This window comes from Olivibacter sp. CPCC 100613, assembly GCF_036959255.1.
In the GTDB taxonomy this organism is placed as follows: domain Bacteria; phylum Bacteroidota; class Bacteroidia; order Sphingobacteriales; family Sphingobacteriaceae; genus Olivibacter.
Window position 1 is genome coordinate 139,979 of record NZ_JAWMTI010000004.1, and the last position, 26,876, is coordinate 166,854.

Annotated in this window: 19 protein-coding genes; 10 read left to right on the plus strand and 9 right to left on the minus strand. The window is 41.1% G+C overall.

The window, feature by feature from the left end; translation table 11 throughout:
- Positions 1–259: 259 nt before the first annotated feature.
- Positions 260–475 (minus strand): hypothetical protein, encoded by a 216-nt coding sequence (locus RYH73_RS14755; RefSeq protein ID WP_335314212.1) that lies wholly within the window; start codon positions 473–475, stop codon positions 260–262.
- A gap of 127 nt (positions 476–602) precedes the next feature.
- Between RYH73_RS14755 and RYH73_RS14760 the strand changes: the two genes are divergently transcribed.
- Together RYH73_RS14760 and RYH73_RS14765 are read left to right on the plus strand one after the other, a co-directional pair.
- Positions 603–2,645, plus strand: coding sequence for an aceric acid hydrolase (locus RYH73_RS14760; RefSeq protein ID WP_335314213.1), 2,043 nt, complete (start codon positions 603–605; stop codon positions 2,643–2,645).
- A gap of 254 nt (positions 2,646–2,899) precedes the next feature.
- A complete protein-coding gene (locus RYH73_RS14765) occupies positions 2,900–5,209 on the plus strand; it encodes a DUF5703 domain-containing protein (protein WP_335314214.1) in 2,310 nt (769 codons plus the stop codon).
- Positions 5,210–5,348: 139 nt separating this feature from the next.
- Here RYH73_RS14765 and rplI read toward each other — a convergent pair whose 3' ends face one another.
- From rplI to rpsF, 3 genes are read right to left on the minus strand one after another with little or no spacing between them, the layout of a single operon-like run.
- Positions 5,349–5,792, minus strand: coding sequence for a 50S ribosomal protein L9 (gene rplI, locus RYH73_RS14770; protein WP_335314215.1), 444 nt, complete (start codon positions 5,790–5,792; stop codon positions 5,349–5,351).
- A gap of 18 nt (positions 5,793–5,810) precedes the next feature.
- Positions 5,811–6,074, minus strand: a complete 264-nt coding sequence (gene rpsR / locus RYH73_RS14775; protein ID WP_013665626.1) for a 30S ribosomal protein S18 — start codon at positions 6,072–6,074, stop codon at positions 5,811–5,813.
- Complete coding sequence (gene rpsF / locus RYH73_RS14780) at positions 6,074–6,442, minus strand: 30S ribosomal protein S6 (RefSeq protein ID WP_335314216.1); 369 nt, start codon at positions 6,440–6,442, stop codon at positions 6,074–6,076. The genes rpsR and rpsF overlap by 1 nt, the downstream gene beginning before the upstream one ends.
- 165 nt (positions 6,443–6,607) lie before the next feature.
- Between rpsF and RYH73_RS14785 the strand changes: the two genes are divergently transcribed.
- Complete coding sequence (locus tag RYH73_RS14785; protein WP_335314217.1) at positions 6,608–8,401, plus strand: DNA polymerase III subunit gamma/tau; 1,794 nt, start codon at positions 6,608–6,610, stop codon at positions 8,399–8,401.
- A 59-nt stretch (positions 8,402–8,460) separates the two neighbouring features.
- On the opposite strand, the gene RYH73_RS14790 is transcribed toward RYH73_RS14785, so the two are convergent.
- Positions 8,461–8,874 carry a hypothetical protein gene (locus RYH73_RS14790; RefSeq protein ID WP_335314218.1) on the minus strand — a complete coding sequence of 138 codons (414 nt, stop codon included), beginning with the start codon at positions 8,872–8,874 and terminating at the stop codon, positions 8,461–8,463.
- 319 nt (positions 8,875–9,193) lie between these two features.
- Here RYH73_RS14790 and RYH73_RS14795 point away from each other — a divergent pair, with 319 nt between their 5' ends.
- From RYH73_RS14795 to RYH73_RS14815, 5 genes are all read left to right on the plus strand, one after another.
- Positions 9,194–11,023, plus strand: coding sequence for a 7TM diverse intracellular signaling domain-containing protein (locus tag RYH73_RS14795; RefSeq protein WP_335314219.1), 1,830 nt, complete (start codon positions 9,194–9,196; stop codon positions 11,021–11,023).
- A 376-nt stretch (positions 11,024–11,399) separates the two neighbouring features.
- Positions 11,400–14,348, plus strand: coding sequence for a SusC/RagA family TonB-linked outer membrane protein (locus RYH73_RS14800; RefSeq protein WP_335314220.1), 2,949 nt, complete (start codon positions 11,400–11,402; stop codon positions 14,346–14,348).
- An 11-nt stretch (positions 14,349–14,359) separates the two neighbouring features.
- The gene (locus tag RYH73_RS14805; protein ID WP_335314221.1) at positions 14,360–15,841 is read left to right on the plus strand and encodes a RagB/SusD family nutrient uptake outer membrane protein; all 1,482 of its coding nucleotides are present in this window, start codon (positions 14,360–14,362) and stop codon (positions 15,839–15,841) included.
- Position 15,842: 1 nt separating this feature from the next.
- On the plus strand, positions 15,843–17,285 hold the full coding sequence (locus RYH73_RS14810) for a glycoside hydrolase family 30 protein (protein WP_335314222.1): 1,443 nt from the start codon (positions 15,843–15,845) through the stop codon (positions 17,283–17,285).
- 212 nt (positions 17,286–17,497) lie between these two features.
- Positions 17,498–18,004 (plus strand): OmpA family protein, encoded by a 507-nt coding sequence (locus tag RYH73_RS14815; RefSeq protein ID WP_335314223.1) that lies wholly within the window; start codon positions 17,498–17,500, stop codon positions 18,002–18,004.
- A 65-nt stretch (positions 18,005–18,069) separates the two neighbouring features.
- Here RYH73_RS14815 and RYH73_RS14820 read toward each other — a convergent pair whose 3' ends face one another.
- Complete coding sequence (locus tag RYH73_RS14820) at positions 18,070–18,867, minus strand: (Fe-S)-binding protein (RefSeq protein WP_335314224.1); 798 nt, start codon at positions 18,865–18,867, stop codon at positions 18,070–18,072.
- Positions 18,868–18,939: 72 nt separating this feature from the next.
- Complete coding sequence (locus RYH73_RS14825) at positions 18,940–20,235, minus strand: (Fe-S)-binding protein (protein WP_335314225.1); 1,296 nt, start codon at positions 20,233–20,235, stop codon at positions 18,940–18,942.
- A 188-nt stretch (positions 20,236–20,423) separates the two neighbouring features.
- Between RYH73_RS14825 and RYH73_RS14830 the strand changes: the two genes are divergently transcribed.
- Together RYH73_RS14830 and RYH73_RS14835 are read left to right on the plus strand one after the other, a co-directional pair.
- A complete protein-coding gene (locus RYH73_RS14830) occupies positions 20,424–22,586 on the plus strand; it encodes a S9 family peptidase (RefSeq protein ID WP_335314226.1) in 2,163 nt (720 codons plus the stop codon).
- Positions 22,587–22,604: 18 nt separating this feature from the next.
- A complete protein-coding gene (locus RYH73_RS14835) occupies positions 22,605–23,924 on the plus strand; it encodes a M20/M25/M40 family metallo-hydrolase (RefSeq protein WP_335314227.1) in 1,320 nt (439 codons plus the stop codon).
- Positions 23,925–24,849: 925 nt separating this feature from the next.
- Here RYH73_RS14835 and RYH73_RS14840 read toward each other — a convergent pair.
- Positions 24,850–25,323 carry a dihydrofolate reductase family protein gene (locus tag RYH73_RS14840; protein WP_335314228.1) on the minus strand — a complete coding sequence of 158 codons (474 nt, stop codon included), beginning with the start codon at positions 25,321–25,323 and terminating at the stop codon, positions 24,850–24,852.
- A gap of 347 nt (positions 25,324–25,670) precedes the next feature.
- Positions 25,671–26,381 carry a hypothetical protein gene (locus RYH73_RS14845; RefSeq protein WP_335314229.1) on the minus strand — a complete coding sequence of 237 codons (711 nt, stop codon included), beginning with the start codon at positions 26,379–26,381 and terminating at the stop codon, positions 25,671–25,673.
- Positions 26,382–26,876 lie beyond the last annotated feature (495 nt).

Genomic DNA, 26,876 nt, shown 5'->3' on the forward strand with positions numbered 1-26,876 from the left:
TAAGTGATGAATGATAGGTGATGATGAATGAGAAGCAGGTGTCTTACAACGAGAGTCTAGCAGCCTACCTAGGTAAGCTGAGGGATTTCGCTTTTAACAGACAGATGAAGGTGTTTATATTAAAAGAACGTTTTTCCTAATCAGATTTTTTAATTTGTGTTACTTTCTTCCGCAGAAAGTAACCAAAGACTCATCGCTTGGAACTTTGCTACGATGGTAGTGCTTCAACCTGCAAGCCGCAAACTTCCTAGGCGATATTTCAGCTGAACGAAGAGCTTTTGCGGGCAGCCATAAGGCCCCGAGCGTCGGATAAACGGCCTTGGAGGATACCGATGCAACGGGCAGCAAAGCATTTGCACGTCTGCTCATATTGCACTATCCAAGCGGATTGAGGAAGTGAAACGGCTCCAATACGCGCCAGCGATGCTTTGCAATCAGGTGCAAGGTAGCCTACACCAGCCTTGATTTTGCTCAACTTTTATCAAGAAAAGTTGAATAAAAAAAAACGTTCTTTTTTTAAAAGCGAAACCGACCAACGGGAATTCACCGAAGGTAATCCAGGCAGGTGAGATGAGGAGCTGCCTTTGATCAATTAATTATGTATGATGATATATAAAAACGCTATAAAAAGTCTTATTTTGTTAGGAGTATGTGCTACTCTTAATTTAAAAGCGCAGGAAGCCGGCTTGGTAAACACTTCCTTCAGCCCCTATGCGAAGTTAAAACCGGTAGGCATGAACCAAGTACATTGGACGGAAGGTTTCTGGGCAAATCGATTTGAGGTATGCAAGGAACATATGGTACCGCAATTGTGGAATATTTATAACGATGAACATATTAGTCATGCTTATAAGAATTTTGAAATAGCGGCAGGTTTGGACACGGGTAGTCATAGTGGACCTTCTTTTCATGACGGCGATTACTACAAAATGATAGAGGCGGTTGCGAGTATGTATGCCGTTACAAAAGACCCCAAGCTTGATAAAAAAATGGACGAAGTGATCAAGACAATCGCTTTATCACAACGAGAAGATGGTTACATCTATACCCTATCGATGATTGAACAACGCAAAACAGGTGTCAAAAATCAGTTTGAAGATCGCTTAAGCTTTGAGGCTTATAATATAGGGCATTTGATGACAGCCGCTTGCGTACACTATCGGGCGACTGGAAAGCGCAACCTGTTGGATGTTGCCGTGAAGGCTACCGACTATCTGTATCGTTTTTATAAATCAGCCTCACCAACTTTGGCGCGAAATGCGATTTGTCCTTCTCATTACATGGGCGTCGTGGAAATGTATCGTACATTAGGCGACAAGCGGTATCTTGACCTGGCGAAGCATTTAATCGATATAAAAGGTCAGATTGAAGACGGAACAGACGATAATCAAGATCGAGTTCCTTTCCGTCAACAGCAGAAAGTAATGGGACACGCTGTGCGTGCGAACTACCTTTATGCAGGTGTTGCCGATGTTTATGCAGAAACAGGGGATACGAGTCTGTTCAACCAGCTCGATAAAATGTGGCAAGACGTTGTATCGCACAAAATGTATATAACCGGCGGTTGTGGCTCATTGTACGATGGTGTGTCTCCTGACGGTACATCGTATGATCCGAAAGAAGTACAGAAAATACATCAGGCTTATGGTCGCGATTATCAATTGCCAAATTTTACTGCGCACAACGAAACTTGTGCGAATATCGGGAATATGCTTTGGAACTGGCGGATGCTGCTTCTGACCGGCGATGCCAAATTTGCGGATATTTTAGAGTTGGCACTTTACAACAGTGTGTTGTCCGGTATTAGTTTGGATGGCGAAAGATTTCTATATACGAATCCATTAGCATACTCGGATAAATTACCTTTCAAACAACGGTGGTCCAAAGATAGAGTGCCTTATATTGCGCTTTCCAATTGCTGTCCCCCCAATGTGGTGCGGACCTTGGCTGAAGTACACAATTATTTTTACAATATCTCCGAGGAGGGGATTTGGGTTAACCTATATGGTGGAAGTGAGTTAAATACATCATTGCCAAATGGGAACAAAGTGAAGTTAAGACAGGAAACGGCTTATCCTTGGGATGGGGCGATTAAAATTGTGGTGGAAGAAACGGATAAAGACGGCTTTTCTTTGTTTTTACGTATTCCGTCCTGGACAGACAAGGTCGTTCTTCAGGTGAACGGAAAGGAGATCAAGGAAGTGCCGAAATCCGGTACTTATACTAAAATCCACCGAAAGTGGAAAAAGGGAGACGTTGTATCGCTGGCTATGCCTATGGAAACCCATCTCATGCAAGCGAACCCACTTGTTGAAGAAAATAGAAATCAAGTTGCTATAAAACGAGGACCACTTGTTTATTGTTTGGAGTCTTTAGATCTACCGAAAGATAAAAGTATTTTTGATGTAGCGATTCCTTTAAATACAAATTTTCAAACCGAGCATAAAGTAATTGATGGTTGTCCTTCGATCTGTTTAACAGCAGAGGCTAAACTGGTTGACCAGCAACAAAATTGGGAAGAAGTTCTTTACAAAAAAATAGACAAAAGCGACAAGGAAACGATTCGCCTTCGCTTTGTCCCTTATTTCGCTTGGGGTAATAGAGGACATACCGATATGGCTGTTTGGATGCCGGTTAGTTATTAGTTGTTGGTAGCTGGTTATTAGTTGTTGGTTGGAATTATAAACAATAAGGTTAATGAAACGATTCGTTTTTATATTCTTTTTCTGGTGTTCTAACATGGTGCCTTTGCCGAAATTAAATTGGAGGCAATTTTTACCGATGAGATGGTCTTACAACAGCATTCAACTGTTTCTATCTGGGGATGGGCGGCTGCAGGCGTATGGGTGAATGTAGTGTAGATACGTTCATAAATTATCGAGGGAATAAAAATTATTAAATGAAGCAAATATATTCCATCATATTACTTGTTTTTCTTTGGAAGTTTTCCGCTGCTCAGGAAGTAGATCTAAGTTCATATAATGTTATATGGAACGGTCAAAGTAACAATTCGAGTGAATCCATGCCTTGCGGGGGAGGGGATGTGGGATTGAATGTATGGACAGAGAAGGACGACGTACTGTTTTATATGGCGCGCAGCGGAACCTTTGACGAAAACAATACGTTATTGAAATTAGGGCGCGTTAGGTTGCGCTTATCACCTAATCCATTTCATGGTGGTGCGTTTAAACAGGAGTTAAAGCTTCAGGAGGGAGCCGTATACATTGAAGCGAAGAATGAAGCGGTTTCGGCAAAGATCAAACTGTGGGTGGACGTGTTTGCACCGGTCGTGCACGTAGACATTGCGGCGAATAAACCTTTACAGATAACAGCTACCTATGAAAACTGGCGATATCGAGATCGGATTACCAAGGGAAAGGAGAATAATGCGAATGCCTATAAATGGGCTCCGCCAGGTGATGTTGTTACCAAAAAGGATATCGTTGACTATGAAACTCCAAACGGGATCTTGTTTTATCATCAAAATGGGGACAGCACCGTTTTTGATGTGACTGTAAAACAGCAGGGTTTAGATGGGGTTAAAAAACAGTTATTTAATCCTTTATCCCATCTAACTTTTGGTGGATTGATGACGGGCGAGCACATGAAACCATCAGGAGAAACCTCTGGGAGCTATTTGGATACGGACTATAAAGGATGGGGGTTAACGACCGAAAAAGCAACAAAAAATCAGTCCATCAAGATTTATCTCTATACCAAACAGGAGAAATCCATCGATATTTGGAAGGAAGAATTATTTCGCACGGTAGAAAAGAAGGATAAGGAAGCTGCCGAAAAAAGTAGAGAATGGTGGGCGAACTTTTGGAAGCGGAGCTATGTCTGCATAAAACCAACCAATCAGGATACCAGTGATCTTGATTGGCAGATGGGTAGAAATTATCAGTTATTCAGGTATATGCTTGCTTGCAATGCTTTCGGGGAATATCCGACGAAATTTAATGGTGGCCTTTTTACCTTTGATCCTTCTAGGATCGATGAGACGATGTCTTATACGCCGGATTTTAGGAATTGGGGAGGAGGTACCCACACGGCTCAAAATCAACGGTTGGTATATTGGCCTCTGTTAAAGAGCGGAGATGGAGATTTAATGAAGCCTGCATTTGATTTTTATCAACGGATATTAAGGAATGCGGAGTTAAGAACACAGGTCTATTGGTGCCATCGTGGCGCGAGCTTTACCGAACAGATTGAGAACTTTGGTTTGCCAAATCCTGCAGAATATGGATGGAAGCGGCCGACTGACTTTGATAAAGGAATGGAGTACAATGCCTGGCTGGAATATCAATGGGATACGGTATTGGAATTCTGCGAAATGATCTTGGCAAGCCATCGATATCATGATAGAAATATTCGTCAATATCTACCTTTAGTAGAAAGCTGTTTGCAATTTTTCGATGAACATTATCAGTATTTGGCAAAAAAAAGAGGACGGAAAGCGTTGGACGAAAACGGGCATCTTGTACTTTATCCTGGTTCCGCTGCTGAAACGTATAAAATGGCTTACAATGCCAACTCCACTGTAGCGGCGTTGAAGATTGTTACAGAAGGGTTGTTAGCGCTTCCTGACACCCTTCTACCTCCTTCCAAAAAAATCGAATGGCGCGAAATGCATTCTCGTATTCCTCCTTTAAACTTTAGAACGATAGAAAACCATACGCTGTTGGCGCCTGCCAAGCTCTGGGAACGTATAAACAATGTCGAATCGCCGCAGCTTTATCCTGTATTCCCTTGGGGAATCTATGGGATTGGAAAACCTGGCTTAGACACTGCTCGTAATACTTATTGGTTTGACCCTGATGCACGGAAATTCAGAAGTCATGTTGGATGGAAGCAGGATAATATATTTGCCGCTCGTTTAGGTTTGACCGATGAGGCTTTGCAATTAAATAGGCTAAAGTTGAAAAACGCGCCGCGTAGATTTCCCACTTTTTGGGGACCTGGTTTTGATTGGGTTCCTGATCATAATTGGGGTGGTACCGGTATGATTGGCTTGCAGGAAATGCTCTTGCAGACGGTTGGTGATAAGATTTATGTATTACCGGCCTGGCCAATGGATGTCGATGTGGAATTCAAACTACACGCACCGGATCAAACCAGCGTACACGTGAAAGTGGCCGGCGGGAAAATTAAAAAACTCATCGTTAGCCCGCAAAACCGAATGAATGATATTGTACTGCCGACAGAATAACCAGGTGAATTTTAGTGTCAATCAATCTCGATTTTTAGGGTGTTAGTAGTGAATTTCGGAATTTTTGGTGTTAAAAAAATGCTCAAAAAAAAGAGCCCCGCTTCATGCAGGGCTCTTTTTTTTTATTTTACAGAAAATGTTATTCTGCCACAACTGCAAAAGGAACTTGAACTTTAACTTCCTTGTGTAAATTTAAGTTAGCAGTATATTCACCAAGTTCTTTTGGCTCTACTTCAAATGTGATGCGACGACGGTCAACTTCAAAGCCTTCTTTTTTCAAAGCATCAGCAATTTGAATAGTATTTACCGAACCGAATATCTTACCGCTTTCTCCAGCCTTAGCGCCTATTGTCAATTTAACAGACTCTAACTTAGCGGCTAGATCAGTAGCATCCTTTTTAATTTTTTCTTGCTTGAATTGTGCTTGCTTAATGTTTTCTGCAAGTACTTTCTTGGCTGAAGGAGTAGCTAAAATTGCCAAACCTTGAGGAATTAAGTAATTACGACCATAACCGTTTTTTACCGTTACGATATCATCTTTCTCGCCAAGTTTCTTAATATCTTGTTTTAAAATAATTTCCATGTCGTTCTTACCTCCAGATTATTTTAATGAATCAGTTACATAAGGTAATAAACCAATATGGCGTGCGCGTTTCACAGCCTGTGCCACTTTACGTTGGAATTTTAAAGAAGTTCCTGTTAGGCGGCGAGGTAAGATCTTACCTTGATCATTTACAAACTTCAACAAAAAGTTTGCATCTTTATAATCGATATACTTAATACCATTCTTTTTGAAGCGGCAGTACTTTTTACGGTTATCCTCTACTTTAGGGGCAGTAACGTATTGAATTTGCTCTTTTGCCATTATTTTGCTACCTCCTCAGTTTTAGTTTCAGGTTTCTTGTTGAAAGCACCGCTGCGTTTTTTCTCGTTGTAAGCAATTGCGTGCTTATCCAAAGAAATGGTAAGGAACCGCATTATACGTTCGTCACGTTTGTATTCAAGTTCCAGCTTGCTGATTATTTCACCTGGAGCCTTAAATTCTGTTAGGTGATAGAACCCTGTTGTTTTTTTCTCAATAGGGTACGCTAATTTTTTCAAACCCCAATTATCCTCTTGGATAATTTCGGCTCCGTTTTCAGTAAGGATGTTTTTGAATTTGGTAATCACCTCTTTCGCAACTTCTTCTGATAACAACGGGGTAAGAATTACTACGGTTTCGTATTGTTGCATTTCGTTAAAAAATTATTATTTTGTATTGTCCGCACAAAGCGGAGCGCAAAGATAGGTATATGTTTTTATAATTGCAAACGTCTATTAATTAGCCAATATGTCAATTAGCCAATTAGCTAATCACCACATTGGCTAATTAATTCAAAAATACGTACCTTCGTGCCGATGGATAATTTTATTGTTTCTGCGCGTAAGTATCGGCCTTCAACCTTTGAAACGGTCGTTGGGCAGCAACACATTACCGGAACGCTTAAGAACGCCATTAAGAATAGTCAATTAGCACAAGCCTTTCTTTTTTGCGGTCCAAGGGGGGTGGGGAAAACTACCTGTGCCCGCATTTTAGCAAAAACAATTAATTGCCAGCAATTAAGTCCTGAGGTAGAAGCTTGCGGAAACTGCGATTCCTGTAAATCATTCCAGCATGGTAATTCTTTTAGTATTCACGAATTGGACGCTGCCTCTAACAACTCTGTTGATGATATCAGAAGTCTTATTGAGCAGGTGCGGATCCCTCCCCAGACAGGTAAGTATAAAATTTACATCATTGATGAGGTGCACATGCTTTCGACACAAGCCTTCAACGCGTTTCTGAAAACATTGGAGGAGCCACCGTCGTATGCTATTTTTATTTTGGCGACCACCGAGAAACATAAGATATTACCAACGATTTTATCGCGGTGTCAGATTTTTGATTTCAATCGGATCAAAGTTGAGCATATTGCCGGTCATTTAGCGAACATAGCCAATAAAGAAGAGGTTACTTACGATCAGGATGGTTTGCACTTGATCGCGCAGAAAGCAGATGGGGGGCTTCGAGATGCTTTATCCATGTTCGATCAGATTGTAAGTTTTTCCAATAAAAATGTTAGTTATCAGGCTGTTATCGATAATTTAAATATTTTAGATTACGATTATTACTTTAAGCTAACGGATGCTATTCTTGCTGAAGATGCAGTGAACGCATTATTGGTATTTGATGAAGTGCTTTCCAATGGCTTTGATGGTAGTCATTTCATTTCGGGATTAGCATCACACTTTAGAAATTTATTGGTAGGTAAAGATAGCGCAACACTTAAGCTGTTGGAGGTGAGTGAAAATATTCGCCAGCGTTACATAGAGCAAGCGCAGCAAACTGAAGTAGGTCTTTTACTCTCTACCCTAAATATAGCTAATCAATGCGAAATTAACTATCGAACAAGTAAAAATCAGCGCCTTCAGGTAGAGCTTGCCTTATTAAAAATGTGCCACGTCCGATCAGCCATTCAGGTTAACAAACAGCCGATAGAAATGAATAACCGACCCGAGTCGGTAAAAAAAAAACCTGATACATTCGTAGCGAACGCTTTGGAAAATGCTTCTTCAGTGGCCGAAACGAAACCGAAGGAGACGATAAAGCAAGCACAAGTACAAACAGTAGTGGAGTCGAATATCCCTCCTGAGTCGCAGGAAACTCGTACGTCGGGGAAATTGAAAATCCCGAGCTTTAAAGATATGAAGCTCTCTTCGTCAGTCCCCAGTTTGAGTGATGTCTTCAAAGATAAAAAGGAGGTTGACCCCGATGCCGATCCTGAATATATTATGGGATCAGATCAGCAGCACTTCACCTATGAAGATTTTCTAAAGATTTGGCATGCCCTTGCAGATAAAGCAAAGGCCGAAAGCAAAATTACCCTTTTCACCTTAATGACTGCGAATCCGCCAAAACTCCGCGACGATTTTAAAGTGGAGATCATGGTGGAGAATGCTATTCAGGAAAATTTATTATCAATATCTAAAATTGATATTCTGAACGAATTGCGTGTCAAATTGAAAAACTTTGCAATCGATCTTATTCCTGTACAAGCGGAATCTAATGTGATTCGTAAACCCTATACCAATCAAGAGAAGTACCAGGCGATGCTTGCGAAAAATCCGCTGGTAGATAAACTGAGACAAGAGTTTAATTTAGGGTTCGATTAAGCTTATCGAGTAGCAATTTTAGAAGCCAGCCATTCTATTGTCAATAGTCAAATCAAGAACTAATCCCGCTTCGGATAACCCTCCTCGTCTAGATCGTCTCTTTCATCTTCCGGTGTTTCCGCTAATTTTTTATCTTTTTTATTTAAGCGGGTGATCTTTCCATTGTCGATATGCATTCCTAGATTTTCAGCATCGGTTTCCAGCGATTTATTCGGATCGTATTCATCCCCTACATATTGATTCGCTTCATCCCAATCTGAATTATCGTCTTCACCTTGTCGTGCTGCTGTGTCATAGGGGTCTTCATGCTGATAGGCTCTTTCTTCATCAGGATAATCCTTTGTATCGGGATCGATATCATATTCAAAACTATCTTCCTTTTCGTTATAACGCAGATTCGCAATATTCCCCCTATCGGCTTGATCATTTTGAATCTTTTCGTTTTTCTTCATGTTCGGTTTGTCCCTGTTCATAACTGTTTTCTAAATTACTACATATTACAACAGTCGATTGAACAATAGGTTTGTTAAACGGTGTTTAAGAGCCTGTTTAAAATTTATCTAATTATTTTCTTATGCCTCTTTTTGGCTGCACCTGCGTTAAATTTATCGGGATCAGCTTCCTGCTGTCCCTGCGAAATTTGCCCTGGTTCACTCAAAAATAGCCTACAACAAATTTTATAATACAAATTTAAACAGGTTCTAAGAAGTTCTATCTTTGTTTATGTTTAATCGATCGGCGTTTTTTGTCAACCTGATTCTTTTTATAGGCTTCCTCCTTGATTCATCTGTTATGCAGGCACAGCAAACCGTCATGCTGAAGGATAGTTTGCGCGAACATATGTTCACTTTCGCAGAGCTGGGATCCTTGATAGATACAACGGGGCGGTTAACATTCAATCAAATTCGCCGTTTAGATAGATCCTCGTCTTTTTCAACGAATCGGGCCAGTACACCACAGAATACACAGATTAATCAATATTATTGGTATAAATTACGAATCGATCACCAGGATACACAGCGGAAGTTATTCGTTTTGGAGTTTTTTGATCAAACTATCGATCATATTGACGCGTATATACCGACCAAGAATGGCGAATATGCACAGATCATATTGGGCGATCAATCGAATTTCTCCGCTCGCCCCTTTAAACACAAGAATTTTGTTGTCCCCTTGTACGATGAATTACAAGGAACCCACGCCTATTATTTCCGTATCAAATCGTCCCAATTAGCGGATATTATCATCGTTCTCCGTTCCATTGACTATTTTGTCGGTTATGCCTTGGGTGAGTATTTCAGCTTTGGCATTTTCTATGGCATGATCGTCATATTTTGTTTTTACAACATGGTGATGCTTTTTGCCGTCAAACAACGAGCCTATCTATACTATGTCTGTTACCTAATATGTGTTGGGCTCTTTGAAATGTGCACAGATGGTATTGCTTACCATTATTTATGGCCAAATTCGTCTAGTTGGAATCAGTTCGCCTTTGGCGTTGTTTTATGCTTGATGAGTATATTTGCCCTGTTGTTTACACAGCGCTTGTTGTTACTACATAGAAAAGCGCCTCGTTTACATTTTTTTATCTCCATTATAATCGCCCTTCGATTACTGTTTTTTGCCTATTGTTTACTCTTGGATAAAAGTCTTTTCAATTATAAATTCCTGGAAGCAATCCCGCTTTTTGTGGCATTTGGCTCAGGAATCTATATATGGTTAACAGGTTATCGGCCCGCTCGCTATTTTGTCATAGGTTATGGTTTCCTATTCTTTGGTTACCTCGTAAAGTTTCTCATTATGTTAGGATTTACTTGGTTGAATTTCGGAATCCTCTCCTATTATATCTTAAGTTTCTGTTTTATCATGGAAATGACCTTCCTCTCTTTAGCAATCGGTGATCGTGTACGTGTGCTTAAATACAGTCGCGATCGGGCACAACAGCGTACCATCAAGCAAATGAAGATTAATCAGGAACTGAAAGACAATATCAATCGAGCGCTTGAAGCGAAAGTAAAAGTGCGCACCAAAGAGCTCGTCGAAAAATCTACCATTATTGCGCAACAAAATGAGGCACTCTTCACGGCGAATCGAACACTTCAAGAGCAGCGAGATGAGATAGCCCGCATCAATGCCCTGCTTAATAAAGATAATGAAGAATTAAAAGAAAATGTTCAACAGGTTACCCGTGCTCGCGTATTGTCTACCGATGTTCGTTTTGATGAATTCAGCAAGCTATACCCCGATCAGGAAAGCTGTTTGAAATTTTTGGCCGAGCTCAAATGGAAAGAAGGGTATCAATGTAAGAAATGTAATAGCAACAGCTACTATCCAGGACATTTACCTTACAGTAGACGTTGCTCAAGTTGTGGATATGAGGAATCTGCTACCGCCCATACTTTATTGCAGAACGTACGTATACCCATTAACAAATCTTTCTATCTTATTTATCTCATCTATTCCACCAAAGGAAAAATATCTTCACATAAGTTATCCGACATCTTATCGATAAGGCAGAGTACTTGTTGGGCATATAGTAAAAAGATCAAGCAACAAATAGAAGATAAGAAGTTCTCTTTCCGGAAATCGAACGAGAAAGGGTGGAGTGAATTACTCTTCTAAACTGAATTTGATTATTATTTTCTGCCCAGAACATCTTGTAGTGGTCAGGCTCCATCGTATAAAAATAATCGAATTCGGGTTTCGGGTATGGTGGATATTATTGTAATAAAATCAAAAAAAGATAACGGTACTCAAGCGTATCATAGTGTATATGTTACACATATATGTATTTAATCATCAAGGTGCTGAAACACAGCTTTTGCTAATCAATTTATATTTCGGTATTGAAACGTATCAATTGTTTTGTAATAATCTAATTATCAACATATTACGTAATAAAACATTTGTTTTTTCACTATTTTCCTATCTATATTTGTCTCGGCATAGATCGCCAGCTAACAATAAACAATTTTAATTATACCAATCTTATTAAACTATGTTGAGGAAGTTTTTACTAATGATTTCCCTGTTTTTTGCCTACATCTCCAGCTATGCGCAGGAAGCCACATTACAAGGTGTTGTGAGGGATGTGTCAGGGAATGCCCTGCCAGGTGTTTCGGTTAGGGTTAAGGGTGGAACGAGTGGTACCACCACGGATGGAAATGGGCAATTCAGCCTTACAACTACCGGTAATGCGATATTAACCTTCTCTTACATCGGCTATCAGCTGAAAGAAGAGCCCGTTGCGGGGCAGCGCACACTGGAAGTTACCTTGCTACCTTCAAACCAAGAACTGGATGAAGTGGTTGTAGTCGGTTACGGAACACAACGTAAAGGCGATATTACGGGCGCGGTAGGCGTTGTTTCACAAGAAGCTTTCGAGTCGAGACCCAATACGCAGTTTGGAAACATACTGCAAGGTAAAACAGCGGGGGTGCAGGTATCTTCACCGGGAGGTAAACCGAATGCAGGGCTAAATATTCGAATCAGGGGAACGAGTTCCATTACCTCGAGCAGTGAGCCCTTATATGTAGTGGACGGAGTACCTATTGCAGATACCCGCTCGATTAATCCGGCAGATATCGAGAGCCTGTCTATCTTGAAAGATGCTGCTTCTGCGGCTATTTATGGCGCGCAAGGAGCAAATGGTGTCGTGTTGATTACCACGAAACAGGGAAAGGAAGGAAAAACGCGTGTTGACTTAAATGCTTATGTAGGTTTTTCTTCCGTATGGCGTAAATTGGATGTGTTAAACGCAGGCCAATATCGTGAATTGATGACCGAATTGGGAAGGAATACCGATTGGGATCGATATACAGCCAACACCAATTGGCAAGATGAAGTTTTTCAACAAGGAGCATCGCAGAATTATCAACTGGCATTTTCGGGAAAAAGTAATAATACAACTTATTACATTTCCGGAGGCTGGATGAAGCAAAAAGGTGCCGTTCGAAGTTCCGAAATGGATCGTTACAATTTTAAGGTAAACCTACAACAAGAGGTGAATAGCTGGTTGACTTTAGGAACGAACCTCGGCTACACCCGTTACCATGACGTTGATGTGGCCGACAACCAAGCAGTCAATCAAGGTGGCGTTATCATGGGGATTCTATCTACTCCACCCAATATTGGAATCTATAATCCGAACGGCACATTTACCAGCAACCCCTTCCAAGATTGGGAAAATCCAATTGCTTTTACCGATGGTTCCGAGCGGGGTTATAGAAATCAGCGTGTGATCGGGAATGCCTATGCTGAAATTACCTTTCTGCCAGGGCTGAAATTTCGGAGTAATTTTGGTATCGATGCGGGCAATGGCGTTTACGAGTATTTCCTAGATCCGATTCGTACGAGTTATGGCCGTGCCCAAGAAGGGATTGGTCGTTATAACACAGATCAGCGGAACTATTGGATTGCAGACAATACCTTGACCTACAACAAACAGATCGAAAAGCATAACTTTGGCGCCTTGTTTGGCATGGTGGCACAGAAAACCCAATGGGAAAATAGCGAAACCGAGCGCACGGGTTTTTCCGGTACTTCGATCACCACACCTAATGCGGGGTCGGTGATACGAATCGCCAATGTAGCAAAACGGGAAAAAGCGAACGTTTCCATTATTGGTCGTGTAAACTACGATTTCGACGGTAAATATTTATTTACAGCCAATTTCCGGGCAGATAACAGTTCCAATTTTGGCTCAGAAAATAAATGGGGATATTTTCCATCCTTCTCGGCCGGATGGCGCTTATCAAAAGAAAATTTTCTGAGCGAAGTTGCGTGGTTAGATGATCTGAAGTTACGTGCCGGTTGGGGAATTGTTGGGAACGATAATGTAGGCGAGTATGCTTACTGGGGTCGTGTGGTCAGTGATGCCAATTATCCTTTCGGAGGTATTATATCTCCAGGAACCAGGCCATCAACTTTGCAAAATGATAATCTAAAATGGGAGGAGACAAAGCAAACCAATATTGGTCTTGATTTAAGTGTCTTTCATGCTCGTCTGAATTTTAGTGTGGATGCCTACCTAAAAAAGACAAGCGATCTATTGCTCAATGTTCCGGTACCTCGTGCAACAGGTTTTGATTATGTTTTGCAAAATGCAGGTGCATTAGAAAACAAAGGGTTGGAATTTCAGGTGAATTCGCGGAACTTGACAGGTGAATTTAAATGGGAAACGGACTTAAATATCTCTTTCAATCGTAATAAAGTCACCGATTTGGCGGGTACTACTATTTTTGGTGCCAACATTTCAGGTAGGGGTGATTTAAGTTATACGACGGTGGGTAATCCCATCGGGATGTTTTATGGCTATGTCTTCACCGGTGTAGATTCACAGACAGGTGACGCGTTGTACCTAAGAAATGACGGAACGAGTTCTAACGAGCCATCACCGGATGATCGCCGAATCATTGGGAACCCCAATCCTGATTTTATTTATGGACTCACAAATAGCTTTAATTATAAAGACGTTGGTTTAAGCATTTTTCTACAAGGAAGCCAGGGCAATGATATTTATAATGGTACCCGGGTAGAAACTGAAGGAATGATTGATGCAAAGAACCAGACCGCGGCTGTGCTCGATCGCTGGACCAGTCCAGGTCAAATTACCGACGTGCCCCGAGCCGTACCGGATAATACCAACAATTCACGAAATTCTACCCGTTTTGTTGAAAATGGTTCCTATTTGCGTGTTAAATCTGCCACATTAAGTTATAAGCTGCCGGAGACATTGTTGAGTAAGTTAAAACTCAGTAATGTAAAAGTTTATGTAACCGGTGAAAACTTATTTACAATTACAAATTATAAAGGCTTTGATCCTGAGGTGAACGCGTTCACCAATACCAATGACGCTACGCAAAATAAAAACACGTTCGTTGGAATTGATTACGGTACTTATCCGCAAACGCGGAACGTAATCTTTGGATTGAATGTTTCATTTTAAAAATAATTCAAATGACAGCACGATATATAATAACAGGGATGGCAATAGTCCTTTTTGCCACAACCATGGTTTCCTGCAATAAATTTACCGATTTGACACCGATTTCCGAGGCTACCAATGAAAACGCTTATACTACAGCAAAGGAAGCGGAAGCCGCATTGACAGGAGCATACGATGCTTTACAACAGGAATATTATGTTTGGGATAATGTGATATTCAGTGATGTGCTATCCGATAATTATTATGCAGGAGGAGATAACCCGGAGATTTTTGCAGTTGATAAATTGCAGATTGTCCCTACTAATGCTCGTTTGTTTACTAATTGGGGGCAAATATATGGTGGGATCGCAAGAGCAAACACCGTATTGGAAAAGGTGCCCGCTATTGCAGATCCGCAACTGGATGAAAATGGAAGAAGAAACGAAATTTTGGGAGAGGCCTATTTTCTAAGAGCCTTTCATTATTTTAATTTAGTGAAACTTTTTGGAGGTGTACCCTTGATCTTAGTACCCGTGGAGGCAAGTAAAACAGAAGAGTATATTATCCCCAAGTCGACCGAAGTTCAAGTATATGATCAAATCATAGCCGATCTAGAGCAAGCGGAATCTCTATTGCCGGATTCTTTTTCAGAGGAAAGCGGCATTAATAAATCACGCGCTACCAAAGGGGCTGCTAATGCATTACTTGCAAAAGTACATGCGCAAAGACCAGATCGCGATTATAATCGGGTATTATCGTATTGCGATGCTGTCATTAATAGCCCCGCTAATTATCGTTTGTTGGAAAATTTTTCAGAATTATTCGATGGTGCGCATTACAATAATGCAGAGTCTATTATGGAGGTGCAATATGTTGGAGCACCTGAAGGTAATTTTGGTCCGCAAATGCTATTACCCCCATCATTAAGTGGAGATACGTGGCGGAAGTTTGTAACACCTTCGCACGATTTAGTGAACGCGTTCGATAGTGAAGCAGATGTGATCCGGAAAAACAGTAGTATCCTGTTCGAAAAAGTTAGTTGGTTGGACGAGTTCTGGGGAAATCAATCGGGCAGCGAGGTTCCCTTTGCATACAAATGGAAAAATGCCAGTGGTTGGGCCAGCTCTAATAGACAATATATAATCCGGTTAGGTGATATCATACTGCTTAAAGCGGAGGCATTAAATGAATTAGGTAGAATAGCCGAAGCGAGGGAGTCTTTAAATCAAATTCGGCAAAGAGCGAAGATCAGCCCGTCCCAAGCTGCTAATCAGACCGATCTCCGGGCTGCCATTCTGAAAGAAAGAAGATTGGAGCTTTGCCAAGAAGCGCAAAGATGGGATGATTTAAAACGTGTAGGTACCACGGTAGCGGTTATGAATGAACTAAACGAAGTGGATTTGCGTACGAATCAACGTGTAGATTATAATATGACAGCTGATAAATTGGTGTTGCCGATTCCTCAACAGGAATTGGATCGAAATGCACAGTTGACACAAAACCCGGGATATTAATATGAAGAAAATGCAGTTTAGAAAATTATATACAGGACTATTGATTTTGGCTGTCTTCTGTTCATGTAAGCAGCATGCATCCAACGATACGAATCAAAAAAATAGCGACGAAAACAAAGCGAATGATGAAATCGCCTATTATTTAACCAAAGGAGATCGTTCTGCTTTATTGCAAAAATCATCTTTCTCTTTTAAAGGGAGTAAAGCCGCACAAAATATCACTGTAAATCCCTCCAAATCATTCCAGGAGATCGATGGGTTTGGATATACGCTAACGGGAGGGAGTGCTGATCTCATTGCTGCTTTGCCAACTGCAAAGCAAGATAGCTTGTTGGAGGAGCTATTTGCTGATAAAGAACAGTCGATTCGATTAAATTACTTACGTATCAGTATTGGAGCTTCTGATTTAAGCGCCGGAACCTTTACTTATGACGAAATGCCTTCAGGTCAAACCGATCCTAATTTGGAACATTTCTCGATCGCCCAAGAAAAGAAAACCCTTATTCCGATTCTGAAGAAGATACTGGCTATCAATCCAGATCTTAAGATCTTGGGATCGCCCTGGACGGCGCCCACTTGGATGAAGACAAATGGGGTATTTAAGGGAGGTAGCTTGAAAAAAGAATATTATTCGAATTATGCACGGTACTTTGTTAAGTATATCGAGGCGATGAAAGATGAAGGCATTACCCTGGATGCAATTACCATTCAAAATGAGCCTTTGCACCCAGGTAATACACCCAGTATGTATATGGAGGCGAAAGACCAAGCCTTTTTCATTAAAACAGCTTTGGGACCTGCATTTAAAGCTGCCGGAATAAAAACCAAAATAATCGTTTATGATCATAATGCAGATCGACCAGACTATCCGATGGAGATTTATGCAGATAAAGAAGCGTCAAAATACGTAGATGGTGCCGCATTTCATTTGTACGGTGGTCAAATCGAGGCTTTATCAAAAGTGCATGATGCCTTCCCTGATAAAAACCTTTACTTCACCGAACAATGGGTAGGGGGACCCGGCAACTTTTCTGAAGATTTAAAATGGCATGTGTCTACCCTTATTATTGGCGCTACTCGAAATTGGAGTCGAAATGTTCTTGAATGGAACTTGGCTGCAGACGCGTCCTATAATCCACATACACCGGACGGAGGTTGTACAAGTTGTTTAGGGGCTTTAACAATCGATGGAAATAGGGTGACCCGGAATGTTGCTTATTATATTATAGGACATGCTTCTAAATTTGTTCCCACCGGCTCTAAACGCATTGCTTCTGCATTGATTGATGGTTTACCCAACGTAGCCTTCCTCACACCACAAGGCAATAAGGTTTTAATTGTTGTAAATACCGAATCCGGAGCGCAAACTTTTACGATCGAAGAGGCCGGGCGATATGCGCCAGTTAATTTACCGGGGGGATCTGCAGCAACTTTTGTTTGGTAATTCGATATTTGGTTTAGTTTTATTGAAAAGTTTGTTTTTCATGCTTCTTTTGAGTTATTTTACCGTTTGTTAGACTGGAATTGAAACGACTCGACGCGATCGCGTTTAGAAAGCTTCGTCAAACAAAGAGTAAATAATTAGAGAGGTATTGGCGCGAGCTGTTAAGCCTTATACTTCTGTTTAGTCATCATTGCTAAAACAACTAAATATCGATGAAAATTAACAAAATTGCTTTTATTATCACATTGGGTGCAGCTACATTTTTCGTAAGTTGCAAAAGTAAGAAGCTGATTGTGAACGATGGTGCCGAGGTAGTTAATACGGAGGCCACGGATCATATTGAAGGCGGTACCGTTTCTAGGACAGACCAGGGAGTGGTTCTTACTTTTGAATCAGATGTATTGTTTGCTACAAACTCTTCCTACCTGTCGGAGAAGGCGAAAGTAACGATGAAGAACATGGTGGCTTACGTTAATAAGAATTATCCGAACGCTCAGATTCAGATCAACGGCCATACAGATTCAACTGGTGAGGCAGATTATAATCAATGGTTGTCAGAAAAAAGAGCAACCTCCGTTATGAATTATGCAGTCTCTTTAGGACTTAACGAAAGCAATATTAAAACAAAAGGTTACGGTAAAAGCAAACCGATTGCTACCAATAGTACTGCGGAAGGAAGGCAGAAGAATAGACGAGTAGAAGTGATTATATTGAAGTAGCTTTTTAGCTTTTGGCGATAGCTATTAGTCTTTGAAATGAAATACTAATAGCTATTGCTGACAGCTTATAGTCCGTTCGCTCTGGCAGTTATTTCTGCTATATCCAATACTTGCACTTCCTGTTCCTTATCGTAATTTTTTACACCATCTTTAAGCATTGTCATACAGAAGGGACATGCTGCGGCTATGATCGCTGGATTCATTTGCAAGGCTTCATCTATCCGCTCCATATTAATATCCTTCTTCCCTTTTTCAGGTTCTTTGAACATTTGTGCGCCGCCGGCCCCGCAACATAAGCCATTGCTCTTGCATCTTTTCATTTCTATAAGCTGCGCGTCCAATACTTCCAAAGCCCGTCGAGGTGCTTCATATACTTTATTTCCTCGTCCTAAATAGCAAGGATCGTGAAAAGTGATGCGTTTACCTTTAAAAGGTGCTCCATCTGTTTGTTTGAGCTTTCCTTCATCAATGAGCTGTTGAATTAACTGGCTGTGATGAATAACCTCATACTGTCCCCCTAATATAGGGTATTCATTTTTTAAGGTGTTGAAGCAATGCGGGCAAGCAGTAACAATTTTTTTTATTTCGTAGGTATTTAATGTCTGAATATTCATTTGTGCTTGCATCTGAAAGAGAAATTCATTTCCGGCGCGTTTAGCGGGATCTCCCGTACAGCCCTCTTCGGGGCCTAGTATGGCAAATGTTAAACCAACATGATGTAAGATTTTGCAGATATCGCGCGTGACCCTTTGCGCGCGCTCATCAAAACTGCCCGCACAACCTACCCAAAACAATATTTCAGGATGCTCACTTTTTGCTGACATTTCGGCCATTGTGGGGATATATAATGTTTTTCCGTTCATTTTCTCGGTTTTTGTATTAAAAAATAGTTCCTCATTGTCATTGTTTTGCCGAAGGCAACGCATGATCAACGACTAAATCCCTTCCCTCCAATTCGCGCGGTCTGCTTGTGCATATTTCCAAGGGGCTCCGTTATTCTCTACATTGCCAAACATCATATTTAGGCTTGATGGAGCTTGTGATTCTTCCATGACAATATATCGTCTCATATCAACAATAATTTCCAATGGATTGATGTTAACAGGGCATGCTTCTGTACAGGCATTGCAGCTGGTACAGGCCCAGAGTTCCTCTCTCGTAATGTAATTGTCTAACAAGGAGTTCCCGTCGTCTGTAAAGGTTCCGTTTTTATCGATTAAATTTCCAACCTCTACCATACGATCGCGGGTATCCATCATGATTTTTCTAGGTGAGAGTAATTTTCCCGTTATGTTTGCGGGACATACGGCAGTGCAGCGGCCGCATTCTGTACAGGTATATGCGTCTAGTAAATTTTTCCAGTTTAAATCCATGATGTCTTTCACGCCAAATCGAATGGGTTGATCACTAACCGGTGGTGTATAAGATGGGTCAAGCATTGCCTTGACTTCTTGTGTTACAGTGTCCATATTGGTGAATTGGCCTTTCGGTTTCAGATTAGAAAAATAGGTGTTAGGAAAGGCCATGATGATATGCAGATGTTTGGAATAAGGAAGATAATTCAAGAAAATCAAAACACCTACAATATGAAACCACCAACAAAAGCGTTCAATGATATGTAATGAATCCGCATCTTGCGGCAATAAGGGGAACAATAGACTGCTGATTGGAAAAGAACCGATGACAGCAGCGGTTTGATGTTGTATTTGCGATTTATAATCTGCAGCATTCATCAATAGAAAGGCCGTCATCAATGCTATTTCCGCTAGTAAAATCAAATTGGCATCCGTTTTTGGCCAGGTCGTCATCTCCACACCAAAGAAACGTTTAACGTGTATAATATTTCTTCGAATAAGGAATATCACGCAGCCAATCAATACAGAAAGGGCTAGCCATTCGAAGCTGGCAATAAGGAAATTATAAAAACCACCTAATGTAGCAAATACGCGATGGGTGCCTGCCAAGCCATCGATAACAATCTCCAACATCTCGATATTAATAATAACGAAGCCTAGGTAAACAAATAGATGTAGGATAAAGGCTACAGGACGTTTTGTCATTTTGCTTTGACCAAAGGCGACGCGAAGCATGGTTCTTAACCGAATGCTTAGTTGATCACTTCTGTCTATAGGCTTCCCCAGCTTTATATTTCGAATAATCTTGCGTCCGTTATAGGCTACCAAAGTTATTGCCGATAATAAAATGAGCGCAAAGATGATTTGGCTTATCATAATAATATGGGTTTTTTACGAAGTTACGTAAAACTATTTATTATGCTTGCATAATAAAATAAATTTAGAAAAGATTTAAATTATCAATAGGCGGATGAAAAAATCAACTTCAAATTTGTAAAAAACAAGGTACATGTCTGTGTTTTTTATCTTTTTTGTTTACTTTCCTGATATAATTGATTCTTTTTATGATAAAAAAAGTACTTTTCTTCAAGATTTCGGTTTTTATTTGCTTTACGACTCTTGCCCAAGAACGGAGTGCAAGTATTCAAGTAACAGATATGCTTCAAATACAGCGTATTAATCAGCTTGATATTTCACTGGATAAAAAGCGTATTTTATTTAATGTCCAAAAAATTAAGGTAAGAGATGACGATGCCAGTGATTACACGTATGATAATCAGTTATGGATAGCTAGTAAAGAGCAGCAATACGCATTAAAACAACTTACTTATAGCGAAGAGAATCCCAGCCATCCTTCTTTTAGTCCGGACGGTAAAGATATTCTCTTTGTAAGGGCTGTAAAAGGCAAGCCGCAATTATTCGTGATGTCTTTGTCTGGAGGCGAGCCGATGCAACTTACCGATTTTAAATATGGAGTTAGCGGCCCGAAATGGAGCCCAAGCGGTAATAAGATCGTTTTTAGTGCAACGATAAAAATGGATGAATTGATACAGGACTCCTTATTAAACCCGACCAAGCAGTTACCTTTATGGCTGAGTGAAAAACCTGGTTTCACCGATAATACATACCTCGGAAAGCCAGAGGAGAAAGGGAATCCAAACGGAAATCTTGCCGAAATCAGAGCCTATTTAGCACAAAATGAGCGAGTGCATAAAGCGAAGGTAATTAACAAAGTGCAATTTCAAGGGGAGGCTTCCGCGTCAGGAGAAATGCATTTCACGCATCTATTTGTGGTTGATGTTTTGGACAGTGTTCTATCAGCAAAGCCGAAACCGATAACCACCGGCTTCAATAGCTATAGTGATCCGTATTTTTATAATGATAACGAAGTAGTCGCAAACGCTAAGCTTAGCGATACCATATTTCCGGATCGTGTATTGGAAAGTGCGATCTATAAAATAAACCTACTTGATCAGGCCAAACAAAAACTACTGGGAGAAAAAGAGCATTCTTATAGAATTGGCTCGGTATCTCCTTCGGGAAAATACTTGATATACAGTGAATCGAATATTGCTAGCCCTAAAGTGCCCAAAATACGTTTAATGGATCTCCTGAAGATTGAAGATTTGCATTCAATCGATTTGGATAGAAATATGGATAATTTTAAATGGGTATCGAGCGAAGATCAGGTTTATTTTACTGCCCAGTGTAATGGAGGTGTCCCTCTTTTTCGGTTTTCTTTGCGTGGTGCGAAGTTAGAAAAGTTGTCGACAGAAAATATGGGTGTCGAGGATTACGTGATTGGTGAAAAAAACTTGATTTACGCTAAGACGAGCGTAGAGAATCCCAGTGAATTAGAGATGGCCGATATGGATATGAAGCAAGCCAAAGTTATCAGTATTTTCAATAGCAGTTGGCTACAGGGAAAAGAACTAAGTTTGCCTGAAAAACATGTTTTCAAAAACGAGGAAGGCATGGATATAGAATATTGGGTGATGAAGCCCTTAGGTTTTCAAAAGGGTAAAAAGTACCCTTTATTGTTGGAAATACACGGTGGGCCCAGTGCAATGTGGGGACCTGGTGAAAGTAGCATGTGGCATGAATATCAATTTTTCTGTGCAAGGGGTTATGGTGTTGTTTACTGTAATCCTAGAGGATCGGGAGGTTATGGGGAAAATTTTCTACGCGCAAATATGGATAACTGGGGAAAGGGGCCTGCAAGCGACGTTTTGGAGGCACTCGATAGAACGGTGGCGGAAGGATGGGCTGATACCAGTCGACTGGTCCTTACGGGCGGATCATATGCCGGTTATTTAGTGAGCTGGATTATTGGGCATGACCAACGCTTTAAAGCTGCATGTAGTCAGCGCGGTGTCTATGACCTTAAGACGTTTTTTGGTGAAGGGAATGCCTGGCGATTGGTACCTAATTATTTTGGTGGATATCCTTGGGAAGAGAAAACATTGGCGATTATTGAACGGGAATCCCCTATTAATTATGTGTCAAATATAAAAACACCTTATATTATTTTTCATGGCGAGAATGACTTACGTACTGGCGTCATACAGAGCGAAATGTTATATAAGAGTCTGAAAGTATTGGGGAGGCCTGTGGAATATGTGAGGCATCCCGGCGCTACACACGAAATTACACGCAGCGGTGATAATCGGCAACGGATCGATCAAATGCTGCGGACATACGAATTTTTTGAACGTTTTATTCATTAACCTTAGATCAACCTTAATATGAACCTGACAAAGAATGTGTGGAAGGTCTTTCTCGTTGCTTCACTATTTACATGGAGCATATCCCTTGGAAAGGCCAAACAAGAGAAGCCTATTGATAGCCTCGCACAGGAAAAGTATGTTAAAGAAATCGCTAAATTAGTAGATAATAAAAAAGTTAAACAAGCTTTTGAGTGCATTAACTCCTTAGAGCCTGAGACGAAATCGAACCATATTTTATTAACGGAAATACCAGCGCCTCCATTTAAGGAAAAATTAAGAGGCGAGAAATTTGCAAAAATGTTGAAGGCCGCAGGGGCCGACTCTGTTTGGGTAGATGCAGAAGGCAATGTTATTGCCAAACGGAATGGAACCAACGGAAAGAGAACGATTCTGATAGAAGGTCATTTGGATACGGTTTTTCCTGAAGGAACGGATGTAAAAGTTGTGACACGTGGAGATACTTTAGCTGCACCTGGAATCGGAGATGATACAAGAGCTTTAGCCGTATTGTTGACGCTGCTGAAAGCCATGAATAAAGCGAACATTCAAACGAGTGCTGATGTGCTTATCGCGGGGACGGTTGGAGAGGAAGGACAAGGAGACTTGCGTGGAATGAAGCGATTATTTGGAAAAGATGGGTTAAAGATCGACACACATATAGCACTTGACGGTACATCTACAGATCGCATTGTAAATAGGGGCGTTGGCTCCCATCGATACCATATTCGTTATAAAAGTGACGGTGGACATTCCTACGGCAGCTTTGGCATGGTGAATACCCATGTAGCTCTTGGTAAGGCCATTGCCTATTGGAGTGAGGATGCGGATGCCTATATTGCCCAACCAGGACCGAAAACTACTTACAGTGTGAGTGTGATTGGTGGAGGGACGTCCGTTAATTCTATTCCTTTCGAAGCTTGGATGGAAGTAGATATGCGTTCGGAAAGTGATGAACGTTTACAAAAAGTAGATGATTATCTTCAAACGGCTTTACAAAAGGCATTGAAAGAAGTAAATAGCACAAAAAAGTTCGGGAAGGACCTAACGTTAGAAGTCAAGATGATGGGGGATCGACCATCGGGCACAAGTGAATTAACGCAGCCGCTTACACAGCGTATGATGTCCATTATTCAACGAAGCGGGCAAAAGCCAAAACTTGGTGCCAGTTCAACCAATGCCAATGTGCCGCTGTCTTTAAAGATTCCCTCTATTACTATTGGCAGTGGGGGTGCGGCTGGCGGCGCGCACTCGCTGGGAGAATGGTTCGTGAACAGCAATGGGCAAGTGGGTATCCAAAATGCATTGCTTATCTTGTTGGCGGAGGCTGGCCTGGAGTAGCATATAGGTTAACACCTTCGACTCCTCAGCCTTACCGCCCCCGGACGACATAGTAAAAAAGAGGGCGGTGTGCTAAGGATTTTTTTTACGTAGGCCCTAAACTTGGGTTTACGGAATGTCTTTTTAAAAGGAGTAGGGTCTGTGGTTTTTCTATAGCAGCGAATAAAATCAAATTATCAACAAAAATACGCTTAAAAATTATGATAGAAAATCCCGGATTTCCGGGACTTTCCAAAAGTATAGTCAGGTTGTATATTCCTTTCCTTTTTTATTTCAATATTCGGGTATTAGGACTAAACAGAAAAAAATATTCGACCAAGTAGCTGTTTCATACGATGAAATTAATAAGATAGAAGATTTGGAACTTGATATTGTTCTTAGGTATAATGAAAAAAGGCCCTAGGTAAATCCGGGCCTTTTCGTGGTACCAACTGGATTCGAACCAGTGACACAAGGATTTTCAGGCATCCTCAATGATAAATATATGATGAAAAAACAGCCTTCTAAGGAACTACAAGCCCAAATTTATGCAAAAATACTCAGACCCACAACTGTCACTGTGCTATAAGTGTGGATTTTTTTGAGTGAAGTTTGACAGGTTTTGTTGTTAAACCCACAGCCATTTATTGAAACCATCCTAGTTTTTATGATTAAGAAATCTACCTCCATGCGACCTATACTGATGGAGATAAAAAACATCGCTCGGTTGGTTTCCTGCTGCATCATTTCGCGGATCGTCTCAAACTTGTCGCCTACGCTACTTTAGCTGTCACCTGCCGCGGTATCGCTTGCAGAAGCTATGGCCTGCCGGGCACGGACTATCCCTTGGCTTAGATATAGTCGGCAAGCGTCAAATAGGGACTCTTTGCGTCAATCATAAGTAAGTGCCAAAGGTACGTGTTATGAGATACCCCGGCGTACGGTTTTATGCCTTGGGCTGCGTATAATGCAGCAAGACCACCCCACTGGGGAATGCCCTGCATTGCTGGAGATCCAGCTTCAGATAGCGTTGCAGGTCTTGCTGTATCCGTTGCCCCCGGCCCATCATCAGGGGATGCACGAGCAGGTAGTAGTTGTCGACGAGCCGGTTGCGGATCAGGGCGGAGACAAACGAATAGCCGCCATAGACGATCATATCCCCTCCGGCCTCGTTTTTCAGCTGCTCTATTTCCGTCACAATGTCTCTAGCCACCACGGTGGTTTTGCTCCAACTCTTGTCCGGTGACCTGGTGGAAAAGACGGTCTTAGGGATATCCGCCAGCGGCCGTCCAAGCGAGTATTCCTTGCGCCCCGGGTCTTCGGCCACCTTCATCCAATAGGGGATGAAATCATCCGCCGTTTTGCGGCCCAGCACAATGCGATCCACGTTTTTGAGGTTTTCCACAGAAAATACCTCCATTTCATCGTCTCAGACAAAGGCTTGTCCGTCTCTGTCGGGAGGTTCGATGCCGAATCTGTCAAGCGTGATCAACATTTGCAGTTTCAATGTTCCCATGTCTTTTAATTTTGATATATAACAAAGTTAGGGGCATGAGTGCTCCGGCAAGCTGTACAATAATGACATTATTGCAGGGTATTTGCGACACGACGCTACAAGCCTAAAACACATAGGTTTTGCCCGCCCGGAAACATCAGCCGAAAAGAAATAATAGTCCTTGAAAAAGAAGGATTGTTGTTAAAATATTTTGGGTATAACAATATAGGATATATCCTCAGAATTGGCTTGCTAGAGTTATGAGCTTGACCCTAAAACGGGGGTTCATCGTTTTTATCCCTCTCTTCATTGATTGTCATAAGATCATTGTACAGTTGTTCAACCTGCCGTCCTATGAACCCCGGTTCCTCGCGTATATCGCGTTGCTGTGTCGGAAATATTTCTTCCACGGGTTTGAATTGAAGGTTGATTGATCCGTCGGTTAATTCCCATCCGCCATATAGGTATTTAACGCCGGCTTTGATCACGACATCTTGTTTAAGCACAAATGTGCCGGAATACTCAGGCTGCTTGGGCTTGGTTTTGTTGGTATTTCGGGCCAATGAAAACTTAAGGGTAGTTGAAGGAGGTATCTGGTTTAACCCTTTTTGTTGAAGCTGCTGCTTGGTCTCCCGCTGTCGGAGTCCACGATTCCTTGCTTCCACTTGGTCCAACCATTTTTGTCGCTCTAGCTCCCGGCATTCTTCACACTGTGATTTTTTTTTCAACGAGTTGAAGCTGGTACGATTGGAAGCAGTTTGCCATATTTCCTCCTGACAGATAGAACAGACACCAACGAATTTGCTGCAGGTGGCATTGCGTTGGACTATTCCGGTGAGGGCCATATGGCTCACCCCATATTTTTGGGCAATCTCAACTATCGTGTGGACGAAACGGCTTTCTTCTATTTTCCAATAATCAATAGCGATTAAACGATAATTTTCTTCAATACCTTCTTTAAAATTAATACGAAATTTATACATGGGTGCATTGTTGATTTTACAATCTATGAATTTTTTGGAAAATGTCAAACTTTCTACCTTGGTCAGACTCGTTTCTGAAATAACTAAGCCCGACAATTTTGTGCGTAGATCATTGGGTAATTATTAGAAATGAATGCTTGGTTTTGTCCAATTTGATAATAACTGCTGACTGACACCTTATTACAAGTTTGATTTTCCCCTGCCACCGTTATGCTAAATTTCGGCGTATCTCCGCTAGTAAGCATGTTTCAGGACTAGTGTCATTTTTTTTGCAGAACATAGAGTTCCTGCTGTAGAAATAGATGGTATGATTAAAGTTAACATTTTTGTATTCACTAATTTGATTAAATATATCCATTCATATGAAAATGAAAAAACTTCAAGAAAATAATGAAGAATCAGGCATTCGTGTACGGTAATGGCCATTTCGTGTAGGGAATAAGCCTTTATGTGTAAACATTTCGAAAAATTAAATTCACATAATATATTTGGGAA